Genomic DNA, 12182 nt, shown 5'->3' with positions numbered 1-12182 from the left:
CTAGCCAGAAAGCCTGACAGTCTTGCTGAGTGGGCAAACTTCTATGCGGATTGGTATTGGCTACTGTATGCCCGCTTGGCCGCAGTTGCAACGCCAGCGCTATAAGCTGGCCTGCGATGAAGATAAAGGCGGTTTTAGAACTGGCGTGTTACCAGCCCATTGCCTGGGTAATAAAGCGTTGTTTTATGGACGGGATAGCATCGGCCGTGCACATCCCTACGCCGCGGATGAGCTTTTTGAGCGGATGGCTGCCACCAAACAGTTGTTTAAAGCTTTCCATGGCTGCAATCATCTTAACCGCTTCACTCTTTCGGGCCCGTTCAAAAGCCCTTAACTGACGCGCCTGATGAAACGCTGCCTGCTCGGCGGCTAGCTTTTGCAGGCTGTCCGCCAGCGCAAATGCATCCTGTAAACCAAGGTTGGCGCCTTGTCCGGCTAACGGATGGATCGTGTGTGCCGCATCACCAATTATGACCAGGCCATCGCTCAGCCACTGGCGAGCATAGCGCATGGTTAGCGGGAAGTGCATGCGCGCACTTTCAACCGCGATTTCGCCCACGTCACCTTCAATAGCAACCTGCAGAGCTTTGGCAAAGTCACTGTTAGATAACGCCAGTAACTCGTCGGCTTGCTGACTGTTCTGCGACCAGACAATAGAGCACAGGTTAGGATCGCTTAAGGGTAATAAGGCCAGCGGTCCGGTTGGCGTAAACACCTGGCGCGCTACTTTACCGTGAGGCGCTGCGGTTTTGATAGTTGCCACAATGGCAGTATGACCGTAATCCTTAAACGTCAGCGGAAAGTTGGCGTATTTTCGAATAGCTGAATTAGCCCCATCGGCACCGACTAACAACCGGCATGACACCACTTCGTCGTTGTCCAGCATAAGCATGGTTTCGGATTGTCCGGTTAACACTTTGGCAATGTGGGTCGACGGTAACATCTGTACATTAGACTGCTGACTAACCTGATGATGTAATGCGTTAACCAGAGACTGGTTTTCAATGATGTGTCCCAGTTCGGAGGTGCCCATTTCTTCACTGCTGAACTGGATCCGGCCAAAACTGTCCTGATCCCAAACCTGCATTTGTGTATAAGCACTCAGGCGTTGCTGGTCGAGATGTTGCCACACACCCAGTTGCTCAAGCACCTGTTTATTGGCCGCGTTAATCGCTGACACCCGCAGTTCGGGCTGCTCTGAGAGAGGTTTGGCTATGGCAGTGGTGTCGATCAGAATAACCGACAGATCGGCCTCTTTGAGAGACCGGGCAAGTGCCAGTCCCACCATGCCTGCGCCAACAATTGCGATGTCCGCCTGATACATATTTTTATGTCCTGTTTTGTTGGTGTTTACTGTCCAAAACCCATGGTCTGACGAACAAACTTTTGCGACAGTCCGTCGCAAAACTCCATTGCCAGTAAGCCGGCATTCCGCCCAGCCACCAGCGGTGCATACCGATTGGAGAACAGTCTTACCAGACCATCCGTTAAACCGATGGTAGTCGCTTTATCCTTTACTCTGCTTTGCCGGTATTGGTTTAACACCGCAAAAGCCCCCGGGTCGGCGGCACTTTCCAGAATATCGGCCAGTGCCAGTACATCTCTGAGCCCAAGGTTAAAGCCCTGCCCTGCAATGGGATGCAACGCCTGTGCGCCGTTACCTACCACCACGCAGCGATGGCCGGTAAATTCGCGGATCTGATTTAACACCAACGGGTAACTGTGGCGGCTGCCCACCTTGTTAATCACCCCATGCCGGTAGCCGATTTGCTGCTGCAACCGGCTGATAAACTGCGCCTGTGGCCACGCCAGGGCGGCTTCTGCCTCGTCGTGACTTAGCGTCCAGACTAACGAGTAACAGTTAGCGTAATCACTGCTGTCATCTTCAGCAAAGGGCAGCAGGGCCAGTGGTCCGTTTGGCGTAAAGCGTTCGTGGGCCCAGCCGTTATGCGGCTCACTTAATTGCACGTTGGCAATAAGCGCAGACTGGCCGTAGTCTTCGCTGCTACGTTTGAACTTGAGTTTATCTGCCAGCTCAGAGCGCCCGCCATCAGCCAACACTAATAAACCGGCGGTTAACGTGCTGCCATTGCTGAGCTGTAGCTCAATGCTATCGGCAGACTGGTTAACTTCATCAACCGTTACGCCTTCCAGCACGCTGAGCTGTGGTAACCCGGCAGGAAAAAGCTGCTGGCCGAGTGCCTGAATTCCCACTACCTGGCCAAAACTTGATAACTGATAATCACTGGCGTGCAGGCGGGTCTGGCCAATAAATCCCTGGTCGGACACCAGTATATGTTCGATGGGCGTAGCGAAGGCTTTTTTCAGATCGACGCCCAGCTCAGTTAGCGCCTGTTCAGTGCGTTTTGCCAGGGCGATTACCCTGGCATCAAACCCCGGATGGCTGTGCGGATCCCGGCTAAACTGATTGGCGTCGATCAAGGTAACACTGTGGCTGCCCTGCCTGACCAGCAAACGCGCCAACGCAGAGCCCACGGCTCCGCCACCCACAATAACAATGTCTGACTGGTTATTCTTTGCCACTGACTGTGTTTAATCCTTCTACGGGCAATCAGCCCTCGGCCATTAAGGCTTCAATCTCTGCAATGGTTTTCGGCACGTCACCGGTTAACATCTGGTAACCCTCACGGGTAATAACGATATTATCTTCAATTCGGATCCCTATGCCGCGATATGGCTCGGGAATATCGTCTTCAACCGGAATATACACACCCGGCTCAACGGTAATAACCATACCGTCAGCCAGCACTCTTGGCTGGCCGTCAAGCAGGTAATCGCCAACATCATGGACGTCGAGGCCTAGATAATGCCCCAGGCCATGCATAAAGAAGCGTCGCCAGCTTTTGCTGGCCAGCGCTTGTTCCGGGCTTTCTCTCAATAAGCCTAATTCGCACAAACCACGGCAAATAACCTCAATGACTACTTCGGTCACGGCCGGTAATGTTACCCCGGCTTTCAGTTGCGCCAGAGCGGCCAGTTGCGCATCGAGCACCAGTTGATACACCCTGGCCTGTGCCGCAGTAAATTTGCCGTTGACCGGAAACGTACGGGTGATATCGGCAGCATAGCCGTGAAACTCGGCTCCTGCATCGATCAGGATCAAGGAACCATCAGCTATTTGCTGGTTATTTTCTGTGTAATGCAGGATACAGGCGTTTTCGCCGCCCCCCACAATGGTGCCGTAAGCGGGTTGCCGGGCACCGGCCATGGCAAACTCATGATGCAACTCGGCTTCAAGCTGATATTCGTAACAGCCAGGCGAGGCAAACTGCATAGCCCGGCGGTGAGCCCGGGCCGATATTTCGGCAGCCAGGGTCATAACGGCAATTTCTTCGCGCGATTTAAGTAACCGCATTTCGTGAATTAACGGCCGGCAATCCACCAGCGCAGTGGGCGCTAAGTTTTGTTTCGGCGTTTTACGCAGGGTATCGAGTACGGCAAATACCGCCTCATCGGCAAAAGCAAATTCACCCTGCGGGAAAAAGACCTGCTGATGGCCTTCGAGCCATTCGGCAAGCACCTCAGGCAACACGTCGGTGGGATAAGCTTCATCCAGTTTGAATGTTTCCAGCGCCTGCTCAGGCCCCAGCCGCTTGCCGTGCCAGATTTCGAGCTGTGGATCTTTAGCCTGACATACCAGAGCCCGATAATCCCCGGCGTAGCGCTCGTGGTTAGATAGCAACAACCAGGCGTCGGGCTCATTAAAGCCGGTCAGATACCAGAAATCGCTGTTTTGTCGAAACACATATTCGGTGTCACGACTGCGGGTAACCAGTTGCGCTGCCGGCAGCACCAACACGCTCGACGGCGGTAACTGACGCAACAGGCGGGTCTGGCACTGGCGAAATTGTTTTACCGTAACCATTAATGTACAGAAGGTGTGTCTTGTTGGTCGTCGAGCAGTGACTGACCCAATTCGTTAAAACACAGCAGTGCAGAAATGCGCACGTATTCCACCACTTCGTGCAGGGCTTGCTCTGACTCTTCGTCATCGTTCATGGGTTCTTCCATGCGGGCGATATCCGAGAAATCCTGCAAAGCTTCGCGCACGTCATCGGAACAATTACTGAGCTTTTGCTGATACAAACCAAATCCGGCCATAAAGCCCTGAACCCAGTTGATAAGTGCCAGACCGCGATCGTTAATAGGCTGATTATCATCTGGCAACATCAGGCGTAAAGCAAACTGACCATCTACCAGTTGCTGGCAGGTTTCATTAAACAGGTTTTGTAATTGAGAGACCACAGTAGAGGCCAGCGGCTGCCCCTGATTCATGGTGTCCTGCAGTACCACAAGCCATTGCTGCTCACTCAGTGACATGCCGCCACACAGCATGCCGCACATCATGCCATGGATTTCAGCGCCATCCACAACCATCTCGTTATCGGCAAGGCATTGGGTTAAAGAATCGAATTCAGTGGACATAGGGTATTCCATAAACAATTTGTCCAATGCTAACAAATGCACTGGTTTAAATCCAAAACTCCCGCTCATATAAAAGCCGGTCGGATTAAATAAACAGCTAAGCGGGTACAAAGTAAGCATTTGAATATCATATGACGTATCGTGTCTGGCAGTTCAGGGCTGATTCTACTATGATCACCTTTCGCAAGTTATTAATCACAGACTTGCATAGCGACGCAGAGGGCGTAAACTTACTCCTTTGAATTCGCTAACAACAATGTCTCCTGGGGTGTTTGCCAGTCTATTCATGTCCCTGGCCGATGCTATTTACCAAGGAAGTTGACTTGTTACTATTGAGCAAGCTCGGCTCGTACCGAGAAGCCTACGGTGATAATGATGCTTCCGCCCTGAACTTTTCGGTTCTAGGGCGAACAATAGACAGCGGCACTTTGGGAGACGCCATTTATCGACGGAATTAATAATGGCAATAATAAACTTTGGATCGGTAAATATTGACCATGTCTACCAGGTCGACCATTTCGTGCAACCCGGCGAAACTATCGCATCGACCAACTACCAGCAATTACTCGGCGGCAAAGGTGCCAACCAGTCTATCGCTTTGGCAGCAGCTGGCGCAGAAGTTCGCCATGTCGGCAAGGTAAACCAGTCAGACAGCTCATTTAAGCAAACGCTGATCAAGCATGGCATCGACTGCCAGTTTTTACAGTGTGTCGAGGCACCTTCCGGCCACGCAATTATTCAGGTTACCCCCTCGGGCGAAAACGCCATTGTACTGTTTGGCGGTGCCAATCAGGAAATCGGCAGTAAAGAGATCATGCATGCGCTGGATAAAGCCCGGCCATCTGACTGGGTATTAACGCAGAATGAAACCAGCGGCCTGGCCGAAACGCTTCAGCAAGCCAAACAAAAGCACATTAAAGTGGCTTTTAACCCGGCGCCTATGAGTGAGTCGGTGAAGTCTTTGCCCCACGAGTGCATTGATCTGCTAATCGTCAACGAAGTGGAAGCGGCCGAGCTCTCCGGCGAGCAGGAACTCGACGCCATCATTGAACACTATAAAACCCAGTGGTCACATGCTGAGGTTATTATTACACTGGGTAAAGCCGGTGTGATTATGCTTAATAATCAACAAACCATTCAGGTCGACGCTTTTGTAGTGGATGCAGTAGATACCACTGCCGCCGGCGATACCTTTATAGGCTATTTTTTAGCGGCTTACAGTCAGCATGCGGATGCCCGTCAGGCATTAAAACGCGCCTGCGCGGCATCAGCCATTTCCGTCACCCGGGCTGGCGCGGCTCAGTCGATCCCCGAGGCCAAAGAAGTGGATCGCTTTTTAGCGAAACACACCGGCTAAACGGCAGAATAAAAAGCATTAATTGAGAATACTATGACGCACAAAATTATTATCGACACGGATCCGGGCATCGATGATGCTATGGCGATCTTTTTTGCCTTTCAGTCACCTGAAATAGAAGTACTTGGCCTGACTACCGTGTATGGCAACATTCCGGTTAGCATGTCGGCGCGCAACGCACTCACATTATGTGATATCGCCGGCCGCCAGGACGTACCGGTTACTAAAGGTGTGGCGCTACCCTGGGTAGGCCCCGAGTCTGACTACGCGCACTTTGTGCACGGCGACGACGGCTTCGGTAACATCGATTACCCGCCTTCAACCCGCGAGGTTGACCCTCGTAGCTCGGCCGAATTCATTGTTGAAATGGCCCGCAAGCACCCTGGCGAGATTACCCTGGTAGCAATTGGTCCGTTAGGCAATATTGCCCTGGCGCTGCGCCTGGAACCTGAATTACCAAAACTGGTAAAAGGGATCAGCATTATGGGTGGTGCCGCTTTTGTTCCCGGCAATGTTACTCCGGTAGCTGAAGCTAACATCTGGAACGACGCCCACGCCGCTGACATTGTTTTCTCAGCCGACTGGGAAGTTAAAATGTTTGGCCTGGACGTTACCCTGTTTGCCCCAACCGACCCGAAATTTGTAGATATTCTGGCGGAGAAAAATCCGGTAATGGGTGGCTTTATGCAAAAAGCCTCACAATTCTACATTGATTTTTACTCGCAAAATCGCGATGAAAAAGTGTGCTTCTTCCACGACGCCTTCCCTATTGCGCATCTAGTGAAGCCGGAACTGTTTGAGTTTACCCGTGGCAACATTCGCGTATCCACCGACGAATTAAACCGCGGCCAGACAGTGGTAGCAAAGCCAGGCACCACCGCCAGCCCGCTATGGACCGAAGCAAAATTTGTGCAAGCCGCCACCGGCGTCAAGCACGACGAGCTGTTCCAGCTGTTTATCGACACTTACGCACTGTAAAGTATTAAGCCCTGCTTCGTGGCAGGGCACTTTATTCCGCCTATGACCAACACCAAGCCACAATCCCGTCGGGCACTGCGTCAGTCACTTCGCGCTAAACGCAATGCCTTAAGCGCTGGCCAGCAAAGTGAGGCAGCCCGTTTACTCAGCGAGCAGATTCAGTCGATTATGACTCAGCCAAACATTACCGTGGCAGGGTATCTGGCTAACGACGGTGAAATTGATTTAACACCCACCATAAAAGCTTGCCAGCAAAACGGTGTAGTTACGCTTCCGGTTTTACACCCGTTTACCGGTAAGCATCTGCTGTTTCAGACCTTTACTGAGCAGACAAAAATGACTTTAAATCGCTTCGGGATAAGCGAACCTGCCCCCAACAGCACGGCTATCCGCTTGCTAAGCCAACATCAGTTGCTGCTAATGCCATTAGTAGGATTTGATGCTCAGGGTAATCGTTTGGGTATGGGCGGCGGCTTTTATGATCGCACTCTGGCCAATATTAACGCCCTGGATAACCGACCTACCCTGGTTGGCGTTGCCCACGATTGCCAGCAGGTTGATGAATTACCCATTGAGCCCTGGGATGTGCCATTGGATCTTATCGTTACCCCAACGCAAATCATCTCCACCCGCTGATCCAGCTTAGACGCTCTTCATTTCCTCCCGTGATATTCAGTTTTTAACGCCGGCGGATCCTATAATTCCCTATGCGAAGTGAGGTAAATTCGGCTAAAATACCGCCTCTTTTTTTCAGCGGGTATTAGCATGGATCAGAACGCGAAAAAGCAGGCGGTTGGCCGCGCTGCAATTAAATATGTTGAGCCAGACACCATTATTGGCGTTGGTACGGGCTCTACCGTTAACTATTTCATCGACGCACTGGCCGATATTAAACATCAGATTGCTGGTGCAGTATCAAGCTCGGTCGCTTCCACTGAGCGCTTAAAAGCGCTGGGCATAGACGTATTTGAACTCAATGAAGTCGACAGCCTGTCTATTTATGTTGATGGCGCTGATGAAGTTACCGAACACAAGCACATGATCAAAGGCGGTGGCGCGGCACTGACTCAGGAAAAAATCGTTTCTGCAGTAGCTAAAACCTTTGTGTGTATCGTGGATAACAGCAAGGAAGTGGGCGTACTGGGCAAGTTTCCTTTACCGGTAGAAGTTATCCCCATGGCACGTTCTTATGTGGCCCGCGAACTGGTAAAACTGGGCGGCGATCCGGTTTACCGCGACGGCGTGGTAACCGATAACGGCAACGTAATACTGGACGTCCACAACCTGGAAATCCTTAACCCGGTAGAGCTGGAAAAAGCCATTAATAACATCCCAGGGGTGGTAACCAACGGGATCTTTGCATTACGTGGCGCTGATATTGTGCTGGTTGCTACCGACGACGGTGTTGCAACACGGTAATAAACCATCAGACACTACTGGATGAGCCCTAGCAAAACCGCCAGGGCCTGACATGGCTAAAAACGACCAATTCGTTCCTAGATATTCCAAAGTGATGCAACAAAGCGCTTTGTTCTACCCGGGAGTTTGTGGTACTTTACCCGTATAGACGTCCAGATGTCTCAAAAATTCCCTGACTGAGAGCGATGTAATGAGCAAATTTTCACTATCAAAAGATAAAATTAAGATCTTGCTGCTGGAAGGTGTGCACAAAAGTGCCCTGGAAACCCTGCAGTCGAATGGTTATACCAACATCGAGTATTTAAAAACCTCGTTACCGGAAGATGAACTCATCGAAAAGATGAAAGACGTTCATTTTGTGGGAATTCGCTCTCGTACTCATATTACCGAAGCTGTGGTTGAAGCGGCCAGCAAACTGGTAGCGGTAGGCTGCTTTTGTATCGGTACTAACCAGGTAGACCTGAAAGCTACCCAGGCCCGCGGTATTCCGGTATTTAACGCACCGTTCTCGAACACCCGCTCGGTAGCAGAGCTGGTGCTGGGTCAGCTGATCCTGTTGCTGCGTCGGGTACCTCAGAAGAACGCTCAGGCGCATCGTGGCGGCTGGGACAAGAGTGCAGAAGGCTCTTATGAAGCCCGTGGTAAAACACTCGGTATCATCGGTTATGGCCACATTGGTACCCAGCTGTCTATTCTGGCTGAGCACCTGGGCATGCGCGTGCGCTTCTTCGATATTGAAGACAAACTGGTACTGGGTAATTCAGAACAGGTCAAATCAATGGATGACCTGCTCGCTATGTCAGACGTAGTTTCTCTGCACGTACCGGAAACGCCGGAAACCAAAGACATGATTGGTCAGGCTCAACTGGCTAAAATGAAAAAAGGCGGTATTTTAATTAACGCCTCACGCGGTACCGTGGTCGACATCGATGCGTTAACTGAAGCGCTGGCGTCTGGTCACATCGGTGGTGCTGCTATCGACGTATTCCCTGTTGAGCCTAAGTCGAACAATGAAGAATTTGAATCACCACTGCGTCAGTTCGACAATGTTATCCTTACTCCACACGTGGGCGGCAGCACCCAGGAAGCACAGCAAAACATCGGCATCGAAGTAGCTGGCAAACTGGCTAAGTACAGCGATAACGGCTCTACTCTGTCTGCGGTTAACTTCCCGGAAGTATCGCTGCCAGAAAACGTGAAGCGCTCTCGCTTGCTGCATATCCACGAAAACCGCCCTGGCGTGTTAACCCAAATCAACCAGGCATTTGCAGCCAAAGGCATCAACATTGAAGCCCAGTACCTGCAAACCAACGCCGACATTGGTTACGTGGTTATCGACGTGGAAGCCGACAAAGCCGAAGACGCTCTGTCTGAATTAATGCAAATCAACGGTACTATCAAAACCCGCGTACTGCACTAATCAGACTTAACCAAATAGCTTATCCAAAAGGCTGTCTTCATAAGACAGCCTTTTTTATGGGTAATGCAACAGCACCAAAACCGACTGTCGTACCGCTCAGGAGATCCCCGCTCAAACGCATGCGGGGATGACGAAGGAAGTGCATGCGGGGATGACGAAGGAAGTGCATGCGGGGATGACGGTCGTTGCAACATGCGCGGATGACGGGAGTTTTTAGCATAGCTAAAAGGGCTTACAAGGTTGTTTAACATGAATTAAAACAGCCACAATAATTCCGTCTTCCCGGAATTTGTGCAGCAAATATCCGGGATCTCCCTATAAAGCTCAAGTTTATCACCGCAGTCAATTCGACCGCTCTTAACCTGTTCGGTTATTGCGAACTATTGATAAACAAAAAGCTTCAGGTAATCCGTAGGCTTGTCACGGACGACGAGCCAGGGGCAGCGCGGGCAGGACGTCCGCTCTGCTCGTTAGGTTTGCCCTTTTTGTTTCTCAATAGGCTTTTTCGCAATTTAGAACTGAGCGACGCTGTTATGAAGAGCCTAAGGGGTGGCCTCACTGCCACCCCTGGTCGTCGTCGGCGACCCGACAAAATGTGGATATAACCTTAGCTTTTTATAAGGATGTATCGGATGAGTCAACCTGCTCAGGAGATCCCCGCTCAAAAGCATGCGGGGATGACGAAGGAGGTGAATGCGAAGATGACATAGGAGGTGAATGCGAAGATGACATAGGAGGTGCATGCAGGGATGACCGAAATTTTTAGCCGCGTATTGATACCCTTTCTTACACAAACAACAAAGGCTGTCTTTAAAACAGCCTTTGCAATTAAACTCAACGGTAGAGTCGAATGAGCCCTATGCTTAAAAGAAGTTGTAAACCAGGGTAACCGCAGTTTCGGTATCCAGTTTTTCAACGCCTTCCGCAACATTGCTGTTGTGGTCCAGACGTAAAGAGACCTTCATTGATAAAGAACCACTGATAGTCGCAGTTAATGCAGACTCAGCGCGTGATTTGGTGTTTTCAGAACCCACCTCAGTACTCGCTGTTTGAGTAAATTTCGCCGTATCAGAGATAAACCATTTAAACGCTGCAGAGCCACGAACAATGAAGCTGTCATTGTCTACACCTGCTTGCGTCTCAGCCCACGAGTAACCCGGACCGACACTGTATTCAAAAGCAGTCTTTTCCGTTTTCCACATCTTTTGTGACCAACCGCCGGCCAGTGTTGCCTGATAGGCGAAGTTACTGAAACGGTCATCTTCATACGAGGAGAACGCAAATAAACGGTGATCGGGATTTTCTAACTTGTAGTTACCCTGTGCCGAGGCGAAGAATTTCTGTGCCGATGTTCTTTCTACTTCTTCACCATCCTGAATAACCGTTTCCTCTTTATAGAGGCCTTCGATTTGATAATCGTTACTCCAGTTTTCAAGCTCTTGCTGAGCGGTAATACCGGCTGTGGCAGAAGTGGTTTCGGTGTTACCAGTGGTAACTATCAGACCGAACTCACCATCCATTGTAAATGGCTTTGGTTCATCCTGAGCAATAGCGCTGGCAGCAACGCAGGTACCGGCGATGGCAAGTAGTAGTTTTTTCATGCGGGGGGTTCCTAAATCAATTCAAATCCTGTTCGCCAAGTCTGAGGGGAGAAGACTCGCTCAATGGCTAGAAACCGCTATGTTAAAGCATCTCAGAGCAAAATCAATTCATCACGAGGACTAAATTCAGAAAAAACGATAGACAATAGTCACGGCCGTTTCGGTGTTTAATGACTGCGCATTATTCACCGGGCTGGTGTTATGTTGCATGATGAATGAGAATTTTAGCGCCAGTGATTCGAATAAATTAGCGCTTAACGATGTTTCGGTACGTGACTTGATGTTTTCATCACCCGCTTCCATAGAGACAAACTGACGAAGTTTAGCCCCGGTAGGCCAGATGTAGTGATATTCTGCCGACGCTCGGACAATTAACCCATCAACCTGATCGGCCCGCTCACCGTTATCGAATTTAGCAAAGGCATAACCCGGCCCCACACTGTAGCGAAAGTCGCTGATTTCATTCTGCCACATTAGTTGTGACCAACCGGCTGCGATGGATGAACGGTAGTCGTAACCATTAAAACGATCATCTTCGTAATCGCCATAAACGAACAACCGACGGTTTTCCTGTGCCAGTTTGTAGTCGGATTGTGCGTAGGTATACAAGCGCTGGGCGGTGGTTTGGTCGACCACGCTATCATTCACGGTTACTTCGGTTTCTTTATACAGAAACTCTACCCAATAGTTATTCGAGAAGCGTTTGGTTTCGTGCTCGGATTTAAGACTGCTCTTAATTGAGGTCGCGTTGGTATTGCCCGAGGCAAATATCACCCCAAGTTCACCGTCGAGCGTAAACTTATCCTTTTGATCTTCGTCGTACTCGACGAAGTCGGCATGATACAACGTACTGATCAGATCTTTATCAGCGCCGGATGCCGACATACAAAACAGCGCCAGAACAAGTGGCGCCGCCTTCATTAAAAATTGGTGTAACATGGAAGCAGTTTTTATGTTTTGT

The 12182-nt window shown here is 50.4% G+C and carries 11 protein-coding genes and 1 other RNA gene; 6 read left to right on the top strand and 6 right to left on the bottom strand.

Going from position 1 to position 12182, the window contains the following annotated elements; all coding sequences use genetic code 11:
• Positions 1–148: 148 nt before the first annotated feature.
• From D9T21_RS16330 to D9T21_RS16315, 4 genes are read right to left on the bottom strand one after another with little or no spacing between them, the layout of a single operon-like run.
• On the bottom strand, positions 149–1324 hold the full coding sequence (locus D9T21_RS16330; RefSeq protein WP_123326052.1) for an FAD-dependent monooxygenase: 1176 nt from the start codon (positions 1322–1324) through the stop codon (positions 149–151).
• 26 nt (positions 1325–1350) lie between these two features.
• Positions 1351–2544 (bottom strand): 2-octaprenyl-6-methoxyphenyl hydroxylase, encoded by a 1194-nt coding sequence (gene ubiH, locus D9T21_RS16325; protein ID WP_206427290.1) that lies wholly within the window; start codon positions 2542–2544, stop codon positions 1351–1353.
• Between the two features lie 28 nt (positions 2545–2572).
• Entirely contained in the window at positions 2573–3886 is a 1314-nt protein-coding gene (gene pepP, locus D9T21_RS16320; RefSeq protein WP_123326050.1) for a Xaa-Pro aminopeptidase, read from the bottom strand.
• Positions 3886–4446: a UPF0149 family protein gene (locus D9T21_RS16315; protein ID WP_164464717.1), complete on the bottom strand. Its 561-nt coding sequence runs from the start codon at positions 4444–4446 to the stop codon at positions 3886–3888. The genes pepP and D9T21_RS16315 overlap by 1 nt, the downstream gene beginning before the upstream one ends.
• Positions 4447–4703: 257 nt before the next feature.
• Between D9T21_RS16315 and ssrS the strand changes: the two genes are divergently transcribed.
• From ssrS to serA, 6 genes are all read left to right on the top strand, one after another.
• Positions 4704–4885: non-coding RNA, 6S RNA (ssrS, locus tag D9T21_RS16310), on the top strand.
• Between the two features lie 21 nt (positions 4886–4906).
• The gene (locus D9T21_RS16305; protein ID WP_123326048.1) at positions 4907–5803 is read left to right on the top strand and encodes a ribokinase; all 897 of its coding nucleotides are present in this window, start codon (positions 4907–4909) and stop codon (positions 5801–5803) included.
• A 33-nt stretch (positions 5804–5836) separates the two neighbouring features.
• Positions 5837–6781, top strand: a complete 945-nt coding sequence (locus tag D9T21_RS16300; protein ID WP_123326046.1) for a nucleoside hydrolase — start codon at positions 5837–5839, stop codon at positions 6779–6781.
• A gap of 42 nt (positions 6782–6823) precedes the next feature.
• Positions 6824–7417 (top strand): 5-formyltetrahydrofolate cyclo-ligase, encoded by a 594-nt coding sequence (locus tag D9T21_RS16295; RefSeq protein ID WP_123326044.1) that lies wholly within the window; start codon positions 6824–6826, stop codon positions 7415–7417.
• Between the two features lie 129 nt (positions 7418–7546).
• On the top strand, positions 7547–8200 hold the full coding sequence (gene rpiA / locus D9T21_RS16290; protein WP_123326042.1) for a ribose-5-phosphate isomerase RpiA: 654 nt from the start codon (positions 7547–7549) through the stop codon (positions 8198–8200).
• 190 nt (positions 8201–8390) lie between these two features.
• Entirely contained in the window at positions 8391–9620 is a 1230-nt protein-coding gene (gene serA / locus D9T21_RS16285; protein ID WP_123326040.1) for a phosphoglycerate dehydrogenase, read from the top strand.
• Between the two features lie 863 nt (positions 9621–10483).
• Here the strand turns inward: serA and D9T21_RS16280 are convergent.
• Both D9T21_RS16280 and D9T21_RS16275 read right to left on the bottom strand, forming a co-directional pair.
• Positions 10484–11221, bottom strand: coding sequence for a DUF481 domain-containing protein (locus D9T21_RS16280; RefSeq protein WP_123326038.1), 738 nt, complete (start codon positions 11219–11221; stop codon positions 10484–10486).
• 126 nt (positions 11222–11347) lie between these two features.
• Positions 11348–12160 carry a DUF481 domain-containing protein gene (locus D9T21_RS16275; protein ID WP_241155736.1) on the bottom strand — a complete coding sequence of 271 codons (813 nt, stop codon included), beginning with the start codon at positions 12158–12160 and terminating at the stop codon, positions 11348–11350.
• Positions 12161–12182 lie beyond the last annotated feature (22 nt).

Origin of the sequence: Marisediminitalea oceani (assembly GCF_003731635.1) — a bacterium.
In the GTDB taxonomy this organism is placed as follows: Bacteria; Pseudomonadota; Gammaproteobacteria; order Enterobacterales; family Alteromonadaceae; genus Alteromonas; species Alteromonas oceani.
This window is presented reverse-complemented; position numbering and strand designations above follow the sequence as displayed.

Excerpts from the sequence above, each read along its gene's own strand:
- serA (WP_123326040.1), top strand. The coding sequence starts at position 8,391 with ATGAGCAAATTTTCACTATCAAAAGATAAAATTAAGATCTTGCTGCTG.
- rpiA (WP_123326042.1), top strand. The coding sequence starts at position 7,547 with ATGGATCAGAACGCGAAAAAGCAGGCGGTTGGCCGCGCTGCAATTAAA.
- D9T21_RS16315 (WP_164464717.1), bottom strand. The coding sequence starts at position 4,446 with ATGTCCACTGAATTCGATTCTTTAACCCAATGCCTTGCCGATAACGAG.
- D9T21_RS16330 (WP_123326052.1), bottom strand. The coding sequence starts at position 1,324 with ATGTATCAGGCGGACATCGCAATTGTTGGCGCAGGCATGGTGGGACTG.
- D9T21_RS16305 (WP_123326048.1), top strand. The coding sequence starts at position 4,907 with ATGGCAATAATAAACTTTGGATCGGTAAATATTGACCATGTCTACCAG.
- D9T21_RS16300 (WP_123326046.1), top strand. The coding sequence starts at position 5,837 with ATGACGCACAAAATTATTATCGACACGGATCCGGGCATCGATGATGCT.
- D9T21_RS16280 (WP_123326038.1), bottom strand. The coding sequence starts at position 11,221 with ATGAAAAAACTACTACTTGCCATCGCCGGTACCTGCGTTGCTGCCAGC.
- D9T21_RS16275 (WP_241155736.1), bottom strand. The coding sequence starts at position 12,160 with ATGTTACACCAATTTTTAATGAAGGCGGCGCCACTTGTTCTGGCGCTG.
- pepP (WP_123326050.1), bottom strand. The coding sequence starts at position 3,886 with ATGGTTACGGTAAAACAATTTCGCCAGTGCCAGACCCGCCTGTTGCGT.
- D9T21_RS16295 (WP_123326044.1), top strand. The coding sequence starts at position 6,824 with ATGACCAACACCAAGCCACAATCCCGTCGGGCACTGCGTCAGTCACTT.